Origin of the sequence: Modestobacter sp. VKM Ac-2985, assembly GCF_026967925.1 — a bacterium.
Taxonomy (GTDB): domain Bacteria; phylum Actinomycetota; class Actinomycetes; order Mycobacteriales; family Geodermatophilaceae; genus Modestobacter.
This window is the reverse complement of record NZ_JAPVBI010000003.1, coordinates 1,144,848-1,162,434: the sequence shown is the minus strand read 5'-3', so window position 1 is coordinate 1,162,434 and position 17,587 is coordinate 1,144,848. Positions and strand designations below refer to the sequence as shown.

The 17,587-nt window shown below is 75.0% G+C and carries 17 protein-coding genes; 10 read left to right on the top strand and 7 right to left on the bottom strand.

Annotated features, from left to right (window positions below; translation table 11 throughout):
* Positions 1-174: 174 nt before the first annotated feature.
* Both O2V61_RS21435 and O2V61_RS21430 read left to right on the top strand, forming a co-directional pair.
* Positions 175-522 (top strand): STAS domain-containing protein, encoded by a 348-nt coding sequence (locus O2V61_RS21435; RefSeq protein WP_269160157.1) that lies wholly within the window; start codon positions 175-177, stop codon positions 520-522.
* A 21-nt stretch (positions 523-543) separates the two neighbouring features.
* Positions 544-939 (top strand): GNAT family N-acetyltransferase, encoded by a 396-nt coding sequence (locus O2V61_RS21430; protein WP_269185294.1) that lies wholly within the window; start codon positions 544-546, stop codon positions 937-939.
* A gap of 48 nt (positions 940-987) precedes the next feature.
* Here O2V61_RS21430 and O2V61_RS21425 read toward each other — a convergent pair whose 3' ends face one another.
* A complete protein-coding gene (locus tag O2V61_RS21425; RefSeq protein WP_269185293.1) occupies positions 988-1,851 on the bottom strand; it encodes a DUF1206 domain-containing protein in 864 nt (287 codons plus the stop codon).
* Between the two features lie 58 nt (positions 1,852-1,909).
* On the bottom strand, positions 1,910-2,746 hold the full coding sequence (locus O2V61_RS21420) for a DUF1206 domain-containing protein (protein ID WP_269185292.1): 837 nt from the start codon (positions 2,744-2,746) through the stop codon (positions 1,910-1,912).
* A gap of 160 nt (positions 2,747-2,906) precedes the next feature.
* Here O2V61_RS21420 and O2V61_RS21415 point away from each other — a divergent pair, with 160 nt between their 5' ends.
* The 5 genes from O2V61_RS21415 (at position 2,907) to O2V61_RS21395 (ending at position 9,372) form a co-directional block, all read left to right on the top strand.
* On the top strand, positions 2,907-3,548 hold the full coding sequence (locus O2V61_RS21415) for a hypothetical protein (protein WP_269185291.1): 642 nt from the start codon (positions 2,907-2,909) through the stop codon (positions 3,546-3,548).
* Between the two features lie 355 nt (positions 3,549-3,903).
* Positions 3,904-5,175: a cytochrome P450 gene (locus tag O2V61_RS21410; protein ID WP_269185290.1), complete on the top strand. Its 1,272-nt coding sequence runs from the start codon at positions 3,904-3,906 to the stop codon at positions 5,173-5,175.
* A gap of 52 nt (positions 5,176-5,227) precedes the next feature.
* Positions 5,228-6,019, top strand: coding sequence for an alpha/beta fold hydrolase (locus O2V61_RS21405; RefSeq protein WP_269185289.1), 792 nt, complete (start codon positions 5,228-5,230; stop codon positions 6,017-6,019).
* The gene (locus tag O2V61_RS21400; RefSeq protein WP_269185288.1) at positions 6,016-8,304 is read left to right on the top strand and encodes a SpoIIE family protein phosphatase; all 2,289 of its coding nucleotides are present in this window, start codon (positions 6,016-6,018) and stop codon (positions 8,302-8,304) included. The genes O2V61_RS21405 and O2V61_RS21400 overlap by 4 nt, the downstream gene beginning before the upstream one ends.
* A gap of 54 nt (positions 8,305-8,358) precedes the next feature.
* Positions 8,359-9,372, top strand: coding sequence for an Acg family FMN-binding oxidoreductase (locus tag O2V61_RS21395; RefSeq protein ID WP_269185287.1), 1,014 nt, complete (start codon positions 8,359-8,361; stop codon positions 9,370-9,372).
* Positions 9,373-9,440: 68 nt separating this feature from the next.
* Here O2V61_RS21395 and O2V61_RS21390 read toward each other — a convergent pair whose 3' ends face one another.
* The gene (locus O2V61_RS21390; RefSeq protein WP_269185286.1) at positions 9,441-11,768 is read right to left on the bottom strand and encodes a HelD family protein; all 2,328 of its coding nucleotides are present in this window, start codon (positions 11,766-11,768) and stop codon (positions 9,441-9,443) included.
* A 149-nt stretch (positions 11,769-11,917) separates the two neighbouring features.
* Here O2V61_RS21390 and O2V61_RS21385 point away from each other — a divergent pair, with 149 nt between their 5' ends.
* Positions 11,918-12,652, top strand: coding sequence for an alanyl-tRNA editing protein (locus tag O2V61_RS21385; RefSeq protein WP_269185285.1), 735 nt, complete (start codon positions 11,918-11,920; stop codon positions 12,650-12,652).
* A gap of 36 nt (positions 12,653-12,688) precedes the next feature.
* On the opposite strand, the gene O2V61_RS21380 is transcribed toward O2V61_RS21385, so the two are convergent.
* Genes O2V61_RS21380 through O2V61_RS21365 form a run of 4 tightly spaced genes read right to left on the bottom strand, consistent with a single transcriptional unit; the run spans position 12,689 to position 15,228 of the window.
* Positions 12,689-13,261: a TetR/AcrR family transcriptional regulator gene (locus tag O2V61_RS21380; RefSeq protein WP_269185284.1), complete on the bottom strand. Its 573-nt coding sequence runs from the start codon at positions 13,259-13,261 to the stop codon at positions 12,689-12,691.
* Positions 13,254-14,087, bottom strand: coding sequence for an alpha/beta fold hydrolase (locus tag O2V61_RS21375; protein ID WP_269185283.1), 834 nt, complete (start codon positions 14,085-14,087; stop codon positions 13,254-13,256). The genes O2V61_RS21380 and O2V61_RS21375 overlap by 8 nt, the downstream gene beginning before the upstream one ends.
* A 25-nt stretch (positions 14,088-14,112) precedes the next feature.
* Positions 14,113-14,775 (bottom strand): mycothiol transferase, encoded by a 663-nt coding sequence (locus tag O2V61_RS21370; RefSeq protein ID WP_269185282.1) that lies wholly within the window; start codon positions 14,773-14,775, stop codon positions 14,113-14,115.
* Between the two features lie 27 nt (positions 14,776-14,802).
* Positions 14,803-15,228 (bottom strand): DUF1810 domain-containing protein, encoded by a 426-nt coding sequence (locus O2V61_RS21365; protein ID WP_269185281.1) that lies wholly within the window; start codon positions 15,226-15,228, stop codon positions 14,803-14,805.
* A gap of 103 nt (positions 15,229-15,331) precedes the next feature.
* Between O2V61_RS21365 and O2V61_RS21360 the strand changes: the two genes are divergently transcribed.
* Together O2V61_RS21360 and O2V61_RS21355 are read left to right on the top strand one after the other, a co-directional pair.
* Positions 15,332-16,495: an acyl-CoA dehydrogenase family protein gene (locus tag O2V61_RS21360; protein ID WP_269185280.1), complete on the top strand. Its 1,164-nt coding sequence runs from the start codon at positions 15,332-15,334 to the stop codon at positions 16,493-16,495.
* Positions 16,492-17,559, top strand: a complete 1,068-nt coding sequence (locus O2V61_RS21355) for an acyl-CoA dehydrogenase family protein (protein ID WP_269185279.1) — start codon at positions 16,492-16,494, stop codon at positions 17,557-17,559. The genes O2V61_RS21360 and O2V61_RS21355 overlap by 4 nt, the downstream gene beginning before the upstream one ends.
* Positions 17,560-17,587 lie beyond the last annotated feature (28 nt).

Sequence of the window (17,587 nt, the reverse complement as noted above, 5' to 3'; positions counted from 1 at the left end):
TCGCTCCCTCGGCGTGGCGGGCGCCGCCACGCCGAGGGCCCCTTGTGCCCAACCGACCTCTTCCCTAGCGTCAGCGTTGCGGTTCAACCACCAGCCGCGACCGAGTGCACGCTGCTCGGCGCACGAGGCCGGTCGGCGACGCCACCGGTCACGCGAGCTACGCCGGAGGTCCGCATGACCGCACTCAACGTCGACATCGACCCCACCCGCATCGACGTGCACGCCGCCACCTCGTCGGCCGGTTGCACCGTCTCCGTGAGCGGCGAGGTCGACTCCGCCACCGCCCCGGGGCTGCGCGGTTGCCTGCTCGAGGTCGTCCAGCGCCCGGACACCACGACCGTGGAGGTCGACCTGCGCGGGGTCACCTTCCTCGACTCCGCCGGGCTCTCCGCCCTGGCGACCGCCCACCGGGCAGCAGTGGCCGCCGGCCGCGAGCTGCGGGTGCGGTGCGGCACGACGCGCGCCGTCGTCCGGCCGTTGCAGATCACCGGCCTGTGGGACGTCTTCACCGTCGTCGACTGACCGACGCCGGACACCGCGCCGATGACCGAGTACACGTGGCGCGGTCCGTTCGCCGACGCCGACGTCAACGCGCTGCACGCCGAGGGCTTCGGGCACCCGGTGCTCGCCGACGCCTGGGGCGCCCAGCTGGAGCGGCACAGCCTCGGCTGGGTCACCGCCGTGCAGGACGGTGCGCTGGTCGGCTTCGTCAACGTCGCCTGGGACGGCGGGGTGCACGCCTTCCTGCTCGACACGTTGGTGCGGGCCGACCGGCGCCGGACCGGGATCGGCCGGGCGCTGGTCGAGACGGCGGTGGCCGGGGCGCAGGCGGCGGGCTGCGAGTGGCTGCACGTCGACTTCGACGATGACCTGCGCGGCTTCTACCTGGACGAGTGCGGCTTCACCCCGACCGGCGCCGGCCTGGTCCAGCTCCGCTGACCACCAGAATGGCCATTGTGGTGGTCAGGTGGTCAGGTGGTCAGGTGGTCAGGTGGCCGGGTCGCGGTCGGGGTAGCGGGCCCGGACGAGCGCGTACACCCCGAACGCCATGAAGCCGACGGCGACCGCGGTGAGCAGCCACCGCCCGGTCGGGACGCCGCCGATCGCGTTCATCGCGCCGTCCAGACCGGTCGCCGTCGACACGTCCCGGGTCACTGCCGCGTACACCAGCAGGCCACCGGAGACGGTGAAGGCGATCCCCTTGGCCACGTAACCGACCGAGCCGAGCCGCTCGAGCCGGCGCTCCCAGTGCGCCGGGATGTCGTCGCCGTCGATGTCCCGCATGAACTTCCCGGTCACCCCGCGCACCAGTTGGTAGAGCCCCACGGCGGCCACGCCGAGCCCCACGGCCACCACCAGGGCCGACCCGCCGGGGATCTCCATCGCGCCGTCGGTCATCTCCTGGAACCGCTCGTCGGCCTGGTAGCCGGCGCCGACGGCGAAGAAGAGGGCCGTGACCCCGAGCGCCGCGTAGACGACGGTCTTCGCCGCGCACTTGGTGCAGACGATGCCGGTGCGCAACCGGTGGTCCGGACGAAGCAGCCCGGACCACCACCGCAGCACCTCGCCGGCCTGCCAGAGCGCCAGGGCGAACAGGCCCAACCCGATGCCCCACAGCAGCACCCGGCCGCCGGGGGACTCGGAGACCGCCTGCAGCGCCCCGGTCTGGTCGGCGTCCTCGGTGCCGGGCTCCACGAACCAGGCGATCCGGAAGGCCAGCCAGCCGATGAGCAGGTGCAGCACGCCGTAGGCGACCAGCCCGACCCGCGCCAGGTGCTCGAGGACGGGGTGGTCGGTGACCTCCCGGGCGCGGGCGACGGCGTCGTGCACCCGCTGCGGAACGGCGTTCACCTCGGGGATGGTGCCCGACCGGCCGGGGCCCCGCCGGTCAGGGTCCGGGCCCGACCGGTCAGGTGCGCTCGGGGAACCGGGCGCGGAAGAGGCAGAAGACGCCGAACGCGGCGATGCCGAGGGCGACCAGGGTCAGCAGGGCCTGACCGAACGGCGCCGACAGGATGGTCTGCATCGCATCGTCGAGGCCGCCGGCCTTGTCGGAGTCGAAGGTGATCGCCGCCCAGCCCAGGAGGCCACCGACGACCGCCAGGGCGACCCCCTTCGCCGGGTAGCCCACCTGGCCCAGCCGCTGGATCAGCCGGCGCTGGGTCGCCGAGGCGTCCGCGGTGTCGATCTCCTTGAGGAACTTCTTGGTGACGCCCTTGTGCACCAGGTAGGCGCCCACCCCGAGCAGCGCGAGCGCCGCGGCCCCGACCAGGTAGCGGCCACCGGGCCAGCCGAGGACGCCGGCGACCGTCTGCTCCTCCTGCCCCGAGCTGGACTGCCCACCCCCGGTGGCGAACCGGATCGCGGTGTAGGCCAGGACGAGGTAGATGACGGTCTTGGCGATCGCCTTGGCGATGGTGGCGAGCGCGTCCTTCCGCGCATCGCCCGAGGCCTGCAGGCCGCCCCGGTGGCGCAGCACCTCGGCCAACTGCCAGACGGCCAGCGCGAGCAGGCCCAGCGCCAGCACCCACAGCAGGGGCTTCCCGAACGGCTGCGCGGCCAGGGTGGCCATCGCGCCCGACTGGTCGGCCGAGCCGCCGCCGCCACCCCAGGCCAGCTGCAGCGACAGCCAGGCCAGCAGCAGGTGGACGACGCCGTAGGCGATCAGCCCGACCCGCGCCAGGTGCTCCAGGGCGTCGCTGTTGCCTGCCTGGTCGGCTCTCGCCGCGGTTCCCGAGGTGCCCATGACCGTTCCTCCTGTGTCGCCGTGTGCTCGGCGAACGCCTGTCGCAAGCGGCGACCAGCGTGGCACAGCAGGAGGTCCACCGCCGGGGGAGCGCGCGCGGGCCAGGTGCCGGTGCCGGTCCGTGCGGGACGGATCCCGGTCGGTGAGGGAGACTGGCGGGGTGACGAACGCCGTGACCGCCGGCCGGCAGGCCGGGAGCTCCCCGATCACCCCGCCCACCCCGGAGCAGGCCCGGTCCACCTGGCCGCGGATGGCGGTGCTGGGTGTCGCCCTGCTCGCCCTCGGGGTCCTGGCGCTGACCTGGCCGGGGACCGGTCCGCGGGTGCTGCTCGGCGCGATCGGCCTGTTCGGCGTCGTCCGGGGGGTGGCGCTGCTGCGCGGGGCCCGCACCGGCACCGTCCAGCGCACGGCTGCCCTGGTCGGCGCGGGAGGCGTCTGGTTCGGGGCCCTGGCCATCGGCCTCGCCCTGCTGTCGGCGACGGCGACCGGCTGGCTGTTCGTCGCCGCCGGGGTCGTCGCGCTGCCGGCCCTGGCCGTGGCCGCCACCGACCGCCGTCCGCTGGCCGTGGCTGGTGCGGGGCTGGTCGCAGCCGCCGCGGTGGCGGTCGCCGTGCTCGGCGGCGTCGACACCCTGCTGGGCACGGCGCGCGTCGTCGCCGCGGCCGCGGCCGTGGTCCTGGGCCTGGCCAACCTCGCCGGCGCGGTCGGCATGGCCCGGATCGCCCGCCGGCCCGCGCCGGCTCCGGCAGCCGGCTGCGGTGGCTGCGCGTGCGGTGCCGGCGGCTGCGGTTCCGGGGGCTGAGCACCTCCGTCCCGGGGCACGGTCGCGCGCCGTCCAGTCGTCTCGCGCCGGACATCTGCCCGTCACCAGGGCGACCTAGCGTCGAATCTGTGGTGGCGGGAGACCCCTGATCCACCACAGGGGGAGGCCGGGGACACCGGCCGGTCGAGAGGAACGGGACATGCGCACGATCGAACGCACGGTCTGGACGTGCGAGAACTGCCGGTGCAAGAACGCCAGCGCCCGCAAGCGCTGCACGGACTGCGGCACGACCCGGCACTGATCAGCACCACCCGCGGCCGCGCGCAACGGGGCGCCGGCCCGGAGGGTCCGCGAACCCGGGCGTGACCCGGCCGTCGGTTTCCCCGTCCACCGGATGGGCATCGCAGACGCCGTGATGCGCATGCCCCGGTGGGACCAGTCGATCCCGATGTTGGCCAGGGGCTACGCCTGGCTGCCCGATCTGCGCCGCGCCGTCGGCCGGGACAGCGTGCGCACCCGGTTGATGATGCGCCCGACCCTCGGTGTCGAGGGGGCCGGTGGCGCCCAGTTCGTCTACGACGAGCGCAACGTGCGCCGCAGCGGCGCGCTGCCGGAACCGGTCGTCAGCACCCTGTTCGGCCACGGGGCCGTGCACACCCTCGACGGCCAGGCGCACCGGGTGCGCAAGGCGATGTTCGTGCACCTGCTCATGGGCGAGGGGATCGGCGACCTCGTCGACCGGGTCACCTCGGCGTGGGACGAGGCCGTGCCGCGCTGGGCGGAGCAGCCGCAGGTCGTGCTGATGGACGCCGCCGCCGAGGTGCTCACCCGCGGCGTCTGCGACTGGGCGGCGGTGCCGGTGACCGACGAGGAGCTGCCGGCCCTGGCCCGGGACCTCACCACCATGGTCGACAGCTTCGCCACCGGAGCTCCTCGGCACTGGCGGGCCCGCCGGGTGCGGCAGCGGCGCGAGGCCTGGCTGGCCGGCATCGTCGAGGAGGTGCGCGGCGGTCGGCGGAGCGTGCCCGCGGGCTCGGTGGTCGACGTCGTCGCCGGCCACCGCGACTCCGACGGGGAGCTGCTGGAGCCGCGGGTGGCCGCGGTGGAGGTGCTCAACGTCATCCGCCCGACCGTCGCGGTCTGCTGGTTCGTCGGCTTCACGGCGCACGCGCTGCACCACTGGCCGGGCATGCGGGAGCGGCTGCGCACGGGAGAGCCGGCGTTCGCCACCGCGGTGGCCCACGAGGTCCGGCGGTACTACCCGTTCGCCCCGTTCATCGGCGGCCGGTCGCCGCGCGAGGTCGAGTGGGAGGGGGAGACGGTGCCCGCCGGGGCGATGGTGCTGCTGGACCTGTTCGGGCAGAACCACGATCCCGAGGTCTTCCCGGAGCCCTACGCCTTCCGGCCCGAGCGGTTCCTGGACGGCGCCGGAGCCGCCGTCCGTCGGATCGGCCCGTGGGAGCTGGTCCCGCAGGGGGCGGGTGACCCGCGCACCGGGCACCGCTGCCCGGGGGAGGACATCACCGTCGCGCTGCTGTCGGCGCTCGCCGTCCGGCTGGCCCGGCTGGAGTACACCCTGCCGCCGCAGGACCTGGAGATCTCGTTGCGCCGCATCCCGGCGCGACCGGCCAGCGGGGTGGTGCTCACCGCCGTCCGGCCCGGCTGACAGGGGTGTGCACGCTGGTATCGGAACGCCCCGGTCGCGTAGGTTCGCGGGCATGAGCGTCCGCACGCGGCACGACGTCCGTGTGAGTGGCCGACCCGGTGGGCGGCCGATGGTGTTCGCGCACGGCTACGGCTGCGACCAGAACATGTGGCGGTTCATCACCCCCGACTTCGAGGTGGACCACCAGGTGGTCACCTTCGACCACGTGGGCTTCGGCCGCTCCGACCTCTCGGCGTACGACCAGGTGAAGTACAACTCCCTGCGTGGCTACGCCGCGGACGTCGTCGACGTCATGCGCGACCTGGAGCTGACCGATGCGGTGTTCGTGGGGCACTCGGTGAGCGCCATGATCGGGGTGCTGGCCCACGCCCGGGCACCCGAGCTGTTCGGGGCGATGGTCATGGTCGGCCCCAGTGCCCGGTACGTCGACGACGGGGACTACGTCGGGGGCTTCTCCCGCGCCCAGATCAAGGACCTGCTGGACAACCTGGACGCCAACCACCTGGGCTGGTCGACCGCGATCGCGCCGGTGATCATGGGCAACCCCGAGCGGCCCGAGCTGGCTGCCGAGCTGACCAACAGCTTCTGCCGCACCGACCCCGACGTGGCGCGGCAGTTCGCCCGGGTGTCCTTCCTCTCCGACAACCGGGCCGACCTGCCCGGCGTCGACGTGCCCACCCTGGTGCTGCAGTGCTCGGAGGACGTGATCGCGCCGGAGACGGCCGGTCGGTACGTGCACGAGCACATCACCGGCTCGACCTTCACCCAGCTGACCGCCACCGGGCACTGCCCGCACCTGAGCGAACCCGAGGAGACCACGGCCGCCATCCGGGCGTGGTCGTGAGGGCCTCCCGCACGGCCGACTCCGAGCGGCGCCGTGGGGACGGCGACCGGGCCCGGCTGGACCAGCTGCTCGAGGACGACCCGGCCGACCTGTACGAGAACGCGCCCTGCGGCTACCTCTCCACGCTCCCGGACGGCACGATCGTCAAGGTCAACCGCACCCTCTGCACCTGGCTCGGCCGGCCCGCCGACGGGGTGCTGCGCACCCGGCTGCGCGACCTGCTCAGCGTCGGCGGCCAGGTGTTCCACGACACCCACCTGGCGCCGCTGCTGCGGATGCAGGGTGCCGTCCGTGAGGTCGCGCTGGACGTCGTCCGGGAGGACGGCTCGGTGCTGCCGTGCCTGGTGAACGCCGTGGAGCTGCGCGACCCCGAGGGCCGGCCGTTGATGGTCCGCGCGACGCTGTTCGAGGCCACCGCCCGGCGACGCTACGAGCGGGAGATCCTGGCCGCACACCGGGCTGCGGAGCTCTCCGAGACCCGGTCCCGGACGCTGCAGCAGGTCGTCGTCGAGCTGGCCGGCGCGACGTCGGTCGCCGACGTGGCCTCGGTCGTCGTCCAGCAGGCGCGGACGGCGCTGCGCAGCCGCGGGGCCGCGTTGCTGCTGGTCACCGGCGCCCCCGTCGTCCCGGAGGGCAGTGCCGTCGGTGCGATGAGCCGGTCGGAGCTCGTCGTGGCCCGGTGCGACGGGCTGCCGGCCGCGTTGCTGGACCAGTTGGCCACGGCGGCCGACGGGCGGATCGCCCTGGAGCTGGCCGAGGGGCTGCGGGTCGTCGTCCCCGACGAGCGGCTGCACGGCCGGCGGCCGGAGCTGGCCACCGCGCTGGAGGAGGCCGGCCTCCACGCGCTCGCCGTCGTCCCGGTGTCCGCCGACGTCCGGCGCCTGGGCGTGCTGCTGCTCGGCCTGGGCAGCTCGGACGACGACCTGATCGACCTGGACGAGCCCCGGTCCGGCGCACTGTCCGACGGCGATGTCGACCTGCTCTGGACGCTGGGCCGGCAGGCCGGGCAGGCGCTGGAACGGGCTCGGCTGCACGAGGAGACCACTCGGCAGGCAGCTCGCTCCGCCTTCCTCCTCGACGCCGCCCGGCTGATGGCGGGCGCGGCCGGGGTCGGCGAGACGGTGGACCGGCTGGCCGAGCTGGCCGTCCCGCGGCTGGCCGACGTGTGCATGCTGGACCTGGTCACCGAACACGGGGCCCGCCGGGTGGTCGCCCGGCACGGCGACCCGGCCCGCCAGCACCTGGTCGACACCCTGCTCGAGTGGGCGCCGCCAGCGCGGGAGCTGCCCCATCCCGCCCGCCGGGCGCTGGCCGAGGGCCGCACCCAGTGGTTCAGCGCACCCGACGACGCCTGGCTGGCCTCGGTGGTCCGCGACCCCCGGGAACTGGCGGCGGTGCGTGCGTTGGAGCTGGCCAGCATCGTCAGCGTCCCGCTGATCGCGGACGGGCGTTCACTGGGGGCGCTGACCCTGAGCACTGACCGGCACCGCGGCTCCTTCACCGCCGCCGACGTCGAGGTGGTCGAGCAGCTGGCGCACCAGGTGTCGCTGGTGCTCAGCAAGGCGCAGCGGTACGAGCTGGAGTCGCGGACCTCGCACACGCTGCAGGCGACCCTGCTGCCTCCGCACCCGCCCGCGGTGCCGGGGATGACGGTCGCCGTGCGCTACCTGGCCGCGACCTCCGGCGTGGAGATCGGCGGCGACTTCTACGACGTCGCGACGCTGCCCGGCGAGCACGTGGCGATCGCCGTCGGCGACGTGGTCGGCCACGACATCACCGCGGCGGCGACGATGGGCCAGCTGCGCAGCGTGTACCGGGCACTGCTGGTCGAGGCGCCGGCGCCGTCCGCCGTCATCGAGCGGCTGCAGGCCAGCTGGCCGCTGCTCGGGCTGCAGCGGATGGCCACCGCACTCTTCGCCACCCTCGACCTGCCCACCGGGCTGCTGCACGTCGCCTCGGCCGGCCACCCGCCGCCGCTGCTCATCGTCGACGGTCGCGCGGAGTACCTGCCGGTGACGCCCAGCCGGATGCTCGGGGCGCCCCCGGCGCCGGCCGTCGAGTGGAGCGGGGTGGTGCCGGCGGGCGCGACGCTGCTGCTGTTCACCGACGGGCTGGTGGAGAGCCGCACCAGTGACCTGGACGCCGGCCTGGCCCGGCTGCGGGCGGCGGCCGAACGCTGGGCGGCGGCGGGCGCCGACGAGCTCTGCGACCGGCTGCTGGCGGAACTGGCCGGTCCGCACCGCGCCGACGACATCGCCCTGCTGGCGCTCACCCGGGACGCCTGACCCGAGGACCTTCGGCACCTGCCCTGCGCCCCGTTCCCGGGGAGGCTGGGGGAGATGTACCCGAAGCGACAGGAGACCGACATGCCGGACCAGGCGCAGTGGACCCAGGTCGTGGAGCAGGCGGTGCGGGCACCGTCGATCCACAACACCCAGCCCTGGACGTTCACCGCCGCCGGCGACCGGCTGGAGGTGCGGCGTGACACCTCCCGGGCCCTGCCGGCGATCGACCCCACCGGCCGCCAGCAGGTGCTCAGCTGCGGCGTGGCCGTGCACTTCGCGGTGGCGGCCCTGCGGGCGTCCGGCTTCGTCACCGAGCTGGACCTGCTGCCGGATCCGGCCGATCCGGAGCACCTGGCCACCGTGCGGGTGGTGGGGCGGGCCGAGCCCAGCGCCTCCGACGTCCGGCTGGCCGCGGCGATCGACTCCCGGCACACCGACCGCGCACCGTTCCTCGCCGAGCCGCTGCCGGCCGGGCTGGTCGACCAGCTGGAGGCCGAGGCCGGCCGGGACGGCGTCTGGCTCAAGCCGATCAGCCGGGTGGAGGAGGAGACGGCGGTCGCCGTCCTGCTCGACCAGGGCGAGCAGCAGGAGCTGCGGGACCCGGCCTACCTGGCCGAGCTGCAGGCGTGGACCCGCACCGACCCGGAGGCCCCGGACGGCGTGCCGGTCGCGGCGCTGCCCACCGAGGGCCGCGCGACGAACTCCCCGGTCCGCGACTTCGCCGGTGGCGGCGGACCGCACGGCACCCCGGCGACGCCGGCCGACGACGACCCGCCACCGCCGGTGGAGCACCCCGCCGTGGTGCTCCTCGGCACCGCGGCCGACGACCGCGCGGCCTGGGTGCGCGCCGGGATGGCGCTGGGCCGGCTGCTGCTGTCGATCACCGACGCCGGGCTGGCCGCCTCACCCCTGACCCAGGCGCTGGACCAGGGGTGGGTGCGCAACCGGCTGACCGCTCGGCTCGACCTGGTGGGTCACCCGCAGATGATGCTGCGGCTGGGCCGCCCGTCGGGCGAGCAGGTGACCACCGGCCGGCGACCGGTCGCCGAGGTCCTCCACGTCGGCTGACCCCGGCCCGCCCCAGGCATAGGAGGCTTTCCACCCGGTTCTGGGCTCGACACCGGGTGGAGAGCTTCCTATGCCTCGACCGGCGAGGGCTCGGTGAGGCGGTCGAGTTCGCGGGGGAGCTCGCCGGGGTGCAGCACGGTCAGCCGCTGGGTCGGCCGGGTCAGCGCCACGTACAGGTCGCTGTGCCCGCGCACGCCCTCGCTCAGCACCGCCGCTGGGTCGACGAGCAGCACGGAGTCGAACTCCAGGCCCTTGGCGTCGGCGGGCACCAGCACGACCGGCCCGGCGGAGGAGTCCGCGGCCGGGCCACTGGAGACGGCCGGCCAGCGGGTCCGCAGGCAGTCGACGGCGCCGTCGACGCGGCTCGGCGGCACGATCACGGCGACCGTGCCCCCGGCGGCGGCCAGCTCGGCGGTCACGTCGGCGAGGCGGGGCAGCAACGTCGCCTCGGTGACCCGCTCGGCGACCGGTGGCACCCCGGTGCTGCGCACCGACTCCGGTGCGGTGGTGCCGGCCCCGCCGGCGGCCAGCACGTCGGCGGCGACGGCCATGACCTCTGCCGGGGTCCGGTAGTTCACCGTCAGCTGGGCCAGTCGCCACTGCACGCCGACGTGCGGGGTGAGCACCGCCCCCCAGTCGGTGGCGCCGGCCAGGCTGCCGGTCTGGGCCAGGTCGCCGACGACGGTCATCGACCGGGTGGGGCACTTGCGGGCCAGCAGCCGCCAGGTCATCGCCGACAGCTCCTGTGCCTCGTCGACGACCACGTGACCGAAGGTCCAGGTGCGGTCGGTCGCGGCCCGCTCGGCCGCGGACCGGACGTCGACCTCGGCCTCGCGGTCGGCGAGCATCTCGGCGTCCAGCAGGTCGCCGGCGGTCAGCTCCTCGCCGTCCTCGTCGTCGTCGAGGTCGGTGGACCGGGAGCCGTACAGCAGGTCGAGGGTCTCCTGCGCCTCGTCCCGGGCCTGCCGGCGGCGGCGCGCCTCCTGGGCCCGCTCGGCGCTGTCGTCGTGGCCGAGGAGCTCGTCGGCCTCCTCCAGCAGCGGCACGTCGGCCGGGGTCCACGGTGTCCCCGCCGGGCGGGCGAGCAGCGCGCGGTCCTCGTCGGTCCACCCCTTGGTCGCCCGCTGGATGCGCTCGGGGGAGGAGAGCAGGTCACCGAGCAGCTGCTCGGCGGTGAGCACCGGCCACATCTCGTCCACCAGCGTCCGGACGGCGGTCTCGCCGGCGATCTCCTGCCGCAGCGCGTCCAGGTCGCGGGAGTCCAGCAGGCTGCCGCCACCGCGCACGTCGGCGCCGATCCGGTCGGCGTAGCGCTGGGCCACCAGGTCGACCACCGCCCGGCGGAACGCCGGCCGGCCCAGGTTGTGCAGCCGGGACGCCCGGCGGCCGGCGGTGCGGCAGCGGGTGAGGTCGACCGACCGCAGCTTGATCGACACACCGTCGATGCGCAGCTCCCGGACGCCGCGGGGCACCGTCTCCCGGTCGCGGACGGCGGCCTTGAGCACGTCGACCATCGCCAGCCGGCCCTTGACCTCCGCCACCTGCTGGCTCTCCTGGCCGCGGGCGTCCAGCCCGGGGCGCAGCTGGCCGAGCCCGGCGAGCAGCACCCCGGTCTCCCCGAGCGCGGGCAGCACGTCGGCGATGTAGCGGAGGAAGGTGGGCGTGGGCCCGACGACGAGCAGCCCGCTGCGGGCCAGCCGGTCGCGGTGGGTGTAGAGCAGGTACGCCGCGCGGTGGAGGGCGACCGCCGTCTTGCCGGTGCCCGGGCCGCCCTGCACGACCAGCACCCCGCGGGCGTCGCTGCGGATGATCGCGTCCTGCTCGGCCTGGATGGTGGCCACGATGTCGGCCATCCGGCCGGTGCGCTGGGCGGTGAGCGCGGCCATCAACGCCGCCTCGCCGGTCAGCGCCGGCCCGTCGGTCTCCTCGGGGCGCACGGTGAGCACCTCGTCGTTGACCGCGGTGACCGCCCGGCTGCGGGTGCGGATGTGCCGGCGGCGCACGACGCCCTCGGGCCGGAACGGCGTCGCGGTGTAGAACGGCCGGGACGCCGGGGCCCGCCAGTCGACCAGCGCCGGGTCGCCCGCGGGATCGTCGGCGGGCAGCCCGACCCGGCCGATGTAGAGCGGGGCCGGCTGCTCCTGGCGGTCCAGCCGGCCGATCACCAGCCCGTGGTCGGCGGCGTCCAGCGCGGTGATCCGCTGCGAGTGGAACCGCGCGGCGGCCTCCCGCTCACCGAGGGACTGCGGGTTGATCACCGGGCTGGCCAGCGCCTGCCGGAACCGGGTCACGGCCAGCTCGCGGGCGGCGTCCAGCCGCCGGTAGAGGTCGGTGACGGCAGCCTGCTCGGCGGAGACGGCCGGCTCGGGGGCGGCGTCCTGGGACGGGCTCGACAACTCAGGCTGCTCCTCGGACGGGGTGGCACGCGGACGGGGCGCTGCGGCGACTGGCAACCGTACGTGCCGCGCTGGTCTTCCCGGCCCGCCGACCTCCCGGGCAGAAATGGCCATTTCTGCCCGGGGGTCGGCGCGGGCAGGATGCCGGCATGGCCGCTGCGCACGCCGGACACACCCACCGCCTCGACCTCGCCGACGCCACCGTGCGGGAGTGGGACGCCACCGTGGTCGCCGCCGACCCCGAGCAGGGGATCGTGCTGGACCGCTCCGCGTTCTACCCCGGCGGCGGCGGGCAGCCGCCGGACCAGGGGGTGTTGCTGTGGGGCGGGGTGCGCACCCGGATCGCCGGCACCCGCCGCGGCGACGAGCTCTACCTGCTCCCGGTCGAGGGCGACCCGCTGCCCCCGGCCGGGACGGCGGTGCGCGGCGCGCTGGACGACGAGCGCCGGACCGCACTGATGCGCACCCACTCCGGGCTGCACGTGCTCACCGGCGTCGTCTTCCGCGACTTCGGCGCGCTCGTGACCGGCGGCACCATGGAGCCGCTGACCGCCCGGATGGACTTCGACCTCGCCGAGGTGCCGGCCGACTTCAAGGACCGGGTCGCCGAGTCGGTCAACGCGGAGCTGGCCGCCGACCGGCGGATCGAGGTCCGGGAGCTGCCGCGGGAGGAGGCGTTCGCCATCCCGGACATCATCCGGACCGCCACGAACCTGTTGCCGCCGGACATCGAGGTGGTGCGGATCGTGGACATCGTCGGGCTGGACACCCAGGCCGACGGGGGCACCCACGTGGCGTCGACGGCGATGGTCGGCCGGGTCGAGGTGGTGAAGGTGGAGAACAAGGGCCGCGGCTTCCGCCGCCTCCGCGTCCGGATCGTCTGACCACCACAATGGCCATGTCGGTGGACGGCGTCCGGGCTACTGCGGGGAGGCGCTCCGCAGGCCGCGGTCGAGGAGGTCGATGAGCCACTCGAAGCTCTCGTCGACGTCGGCGGACCATTGGAAGCCGTTCGCGGACTGCAGGGTGGCGAACCCGTGGAAGGCGCTGCGCAGCGCGCGCAGCGCGTGGTCCATCTCCGCGGGCTCGACCGCGTACGAGCGGAGCACCGCGGCGAACGAGTCGAGCGACCGCCGCCCCGCGACCGTGATCGGGTCGTCCGGGCCGGTCGGCTCGACGCCGATGGTGGCCGCGTACCGGCCCGGGTGGGTGAGCACGAAGTCGCGGAACGCGTGGGCGGCCGCGGCGAGCGCGTCCCGGCCTGCGCGACCCTGCGTGGCCACGCCCACCGCCTCGGCCGCCTCGGCCAGGGCCAGCGCGGCGATCTGGCGGTTCAGGTCGTCCTGACTGGCGACGTGCTTGTACAGCGACGGCGTCCGGACGCCCACCCGCTCGGCCAGCCGGCCCATGGTCAGGCCCGCGAAGCCGATCTCGTCGGCGAGCGCGGCACCGGCCGCGACGACCGCGACCTGGTCGAGGCCGGCCCTAGGCACGGATGGAGTCCAGGAACGACAGCACCAGAGCACTGACCTGGTCGGGGAACTGGACGTGCGGGTAGTGACCCGCACCCTCGATCATCTCGAGCCGCCCCAGCTCGGTCGGCAGTGCAGCCACGATCGCCTCGCCCTCGGCCTGCGGGGACGCCCAGTCGGGGTCCAGCGTGCCCTCCACGACCAGCACGGGGCAGCGGACGTTGCCCAGCTGTGCACCGGCGTCCGCGGGAGTCGTCTTGCCCATGTCCTGCAGGGCCTTCATCCGGCCCGGCTCACGCAGCATCGCCTCGATCTGGTCGAGGCGGGCGTCCCAGTCCGCCGGCTTCCGCCCGGGGTAGGCGACCGTCAGGTACTTCCGCCACTGCCCGGTGCTGCCGAGCAGCGCGGTGCCGAGCAGGTGGCGCATGCCGCGCCGGAAACGGGCCACCCGCAGGTCGCCGAGCGCGACCGACTGCTTGCGGGTGAACGGTGCCAGCTCGACCACCGCGGTGACCGATGACGGGGCCTGCGCGGCGGCGATCGTGACGGCACCACCGGAGATCGAGTGACCGACCAGCACCGCCGGGCCGCCCAGGTGTTCCACCAGGGCGACGAGGTCGCCGGCGATGTCCGTCCGGCTGTAGGACGCCCAGCCCACGCTGGACTCGCCGGAGCCACGCAGGTCCATCGCGGCGACCCGGTACCCGGCCGCGACGAGCGACGGGGTGAGGAACCGGTAGGCCTCCCGGCTGTCGCCCATGCCGTGGGCGAGGACGACGAGGGGGCCGGCGTCGCCGGTCACCTCGTAGGCGAGGGTGCCGCCGTCGATGGTCAGGTGGTCGGTCATGTCGTCCTCCAGGTGGCTAATGCTGTTAGCTCCAAGCTAATAGCATTAGCCATCGCCTGTCAACCCTCGTGCCGGAGGACAGTGGGCGGCTGTCCGCTGCCCCCCCTGGGAGTCGGTCACCGACCGGCAGCCGGCCCAGCCGCGGACGCCAGCCGGGCGGCGGGTCCTCACCGACCAGCCCGTCGACGGCCTCGCGGAGCAGGTCGGCGTGCCCGGTGTGCCGGCCGTACTCCTCGACCAGGTCGCACAGCAGCCGGCGCAGACCGGCGTGCTCGCCGTCCGGGCCGGTCAGGTGGACCCGCTGGTCGATCCCACCCTCGGCCAGGGCGGCGGTGAACCGGGCTCGGGACCGGGCGACCGCGCCGTCCCAGAGCGCGTAGAGCTGCTCGGGGGAGTCGCCGGCGGCGGAGGTGAAGGCCCAGTCGCCCTCGGCCGCGTCGGCCCCCCACGGCTCACAGATCGGCGCGCCGCTCAGCCGGCTGGTGGAGACGTCGTCCTCCACCAGCGCCAGGTGCTTGAGCAGGCCGCCGAGGGTGAGGGTGGAGGCGCCGATCCGGGTCTGCAGCCCGGCGGCGTCCAGGTCCGCGGCCTTCCAGCGGAAGGTGGTGCGCAGCCGGTCCAGCGCCCCGAGCAGGTGCTCGGCCTCGGTGCCGGCGGTGGGCGGTTCCCAAGGGGTGTCCTCGCTCATGGCGGCACCGTAGGGCCGGCGGGCGTGCTACAGCCGGGACGTCGTCGCGGCGTCCTCGGCGCCGGCGAAGTACTGGTCCAGGACCTGGCCGAAGACCGGCTCCTCGGGGGCGGCCCGGGCGAACAGCGTCATCGACGAGCGCAACTTCTGGGCGTCGATCGACCCGAGGACGGCGACCGGGTCACCGGTGTCCAGCCCGATCAGCGTCCGGGCGCACTCGCGCAGCCGGGGCCCGAGCACCGGGTGGGCCAGGTACGCGTGTGCCTCGTCCAGCCCGCTGATCGCGTACCGCTGGGCCATCGCGCTGCTGCCGAGGCCGGCGAGCTGCGGGAGGACGAACCACATCCAGTGGCTGGTCTTGCGCCCGGCGCGCAGCTCGGCGAGTGCCTGGTCGTAGGTGCCGCCGGAGTCCTGCGCGTCGACGAACCGGGAGAGGGGGAAGGGATCGGTCACCCGGTCAGCCTGCCCCCCAGCGGGCCGGGACACAGCGCAGCCGGTAGAACCGACACCGGACCCAGCGCGAGACCGGGCACCACACCGACGTGGGGAGCACTGCATGGGCAGCAACTCGTTGACGCTGGCGCCTGCGCCGCGATCGGCCGCGGCCGAGGAGGTGCGGGCCGAGGTGCGCGCGTTCCTCGCCGCGGAACTGGCCGCCGGGAGCTTCAGCACGCACGTGGACACCTGGCTGTCCGGCGTCGACCCGGCGTTCTCGCGCAAGCTCGGCGAGCGCGGCTGGCTGGGCATGACGTGGCCGAAGCAGTACGGCGGGCACGAGCGGACGGCGATGGAGCGCTACGCGGTCACCGAGGAGCTGCTCGCCGCCGGTGCCCCGGTCGCAGCGCACTGGATCGCCGACCGGCAGTCCGGGCCCAACCTGCTGCGCTACGGCACCGAGGCCCAGCGGCAGGAGATCCTGCCGCTGATCGCGGCGGGGGAGTGCTACTTCGTGATCGGGATGAGCGAGCCGGACAGCGGCTCCGACCTCGCCTCGATCCGCACCCGGGCCACCCGCAACGGCGACGGCGACTGGGTGGTCAACGGCGCGAAGGTGTGGACGTCGAACGCGCACCACTCGCACTACGCGATCACCCTGGTGCGCACCGCGCCGGCCGACCCGGCCAACCGGCACGCGGGGCTCTCCCAGCTGCTCGTCGACCTGTCGCTGCCCGGGATCACCGTGAACCCGATCCGGATCCTGGACGGCGGTCACCACTTCAACGAGGTCGTGTTCACCGACGTGGTCATCCCCGGCGACATGCTGCTGGGGGAGGAGGGCGCGGGCTGGCACCAGGTGACCGCGGAGCTGGCGTTCGAGCGGTCCGGGCCGGAGCGGTTCCTGTCGACCTACCCGCTGATCGCCGAGTTCGCCCGGCGCGCGGCCGAGGACCGGGACCCGGCACAGCTGGCCACCCTGGGCCGGCTGTCGGCCCGGCTGCTCGCGCTGCGCCAGCTGTCGCTGCGGATCGCCGGCGCACTGGACCGTGGCGAGCTCCCGGACATCCCGGCCGCCCTGGTCAAGGACGTGGGGACGACGTTCGAGGCCGACGTGATCGACGAGGTGCGCCGGGTGGTCGACGTCCCGGCGTCCCTGGACTCACCCGACCCGCTGGGCCGGGCACTGGCCGAGGCGCAGCTGCACGCGCCCGGCTACACGCTGCGCGGCGGCACCAACGAGATCCTGCGCGGGATCGTGGCACGAGGGCTGGGACTGCGATGAGCTCCTCCGACGTGGACCTGGTCGTCGAGACCGTCCGGGACGTCCTGACGAAGTTCGAGCCGTTCGTGCTCACCGCCGAGCGGCCGTGGGACGCCGGGTTGTGGTCGACGCTGGCCGAGGCCGGGCTGACCGGGGTGGGACTGCCCGAGCAGGCCGGTGGCTCCGGCGGGGAGCTCGCCGACGCCGTGGCGGTCGTGGGGGCGCTGGCCGCGGGGGCTGCGGCGGTGCCGGTGGCCGAGCAGCTGCTGGTCGCCGCCCCCGCCGTCCTGGCCGCCGGCCTCGACCTGCCCTCCCCGGACGAGCCGTTGTCGATCGCGGTGGACGGCGCGGTCACCGCCGAGCCGCGGGACGACGGCGACGGCCCGGGGAGCTGGACGCTGACCGGCACGGCGACCGACGTCGCGTGGGCCGGGGTCGCCCAGCACCTCGCCGTGCTGGCCACCAGCCCGGTCGGGCCGGTGCTCGCGCTGGTCGACGTGACCGGCCGGGAGACCACGCACGCGGCCAACCTGGCCGGGGAGCCGCGCGGCTCGCTGGTGCTGCAGGGGGTGACCGCGGCCGGGGCGCTGCTGAGCGATGCGCAGGCCGAGCAGCTGCGGGCGCGGTACGCGCTGGCCCGGGCGGTGCAGCTGTCGGCGGCGCTGCAGCAGGTGCTGACCTGGACGGTGCAGTACGCGGGAGAGCGGCAGCAGTTCGGCCGGCCGCTGGGCAGGTTCCAGGCGATCCAGATGGAGCTGGCCGAGATGGCCGGCGAGGTGACGGCGGTGGCGGCGCTGGTCGACGCGGCGGTGCAGGCGGTCGAGCGCGGGGAGTCGCTGGTGCTGGCCGCGGCGGCGGCGAAGGTGCGCGCCGGCGCGGCCGTGGAGGTGGTGGCCCGGCTGGCCCACCAGGTGCACGGCGCGATCGGCTTCACCCAGGAGCACCGGCTGCACCACCTCACCCGGCGCTGCTGGTCGTGGCGGGACGAGGCCGGCACCGAGACGGCGTGGGCCCGGGTGCTCGGGGCCGGGCTGCTCGCCGACGGCCCCGACGCCCTCTGGCCGGCACTGACCCGGGTGCTGTGACGACGGGCTCCGCGACCCGGTGACGTGT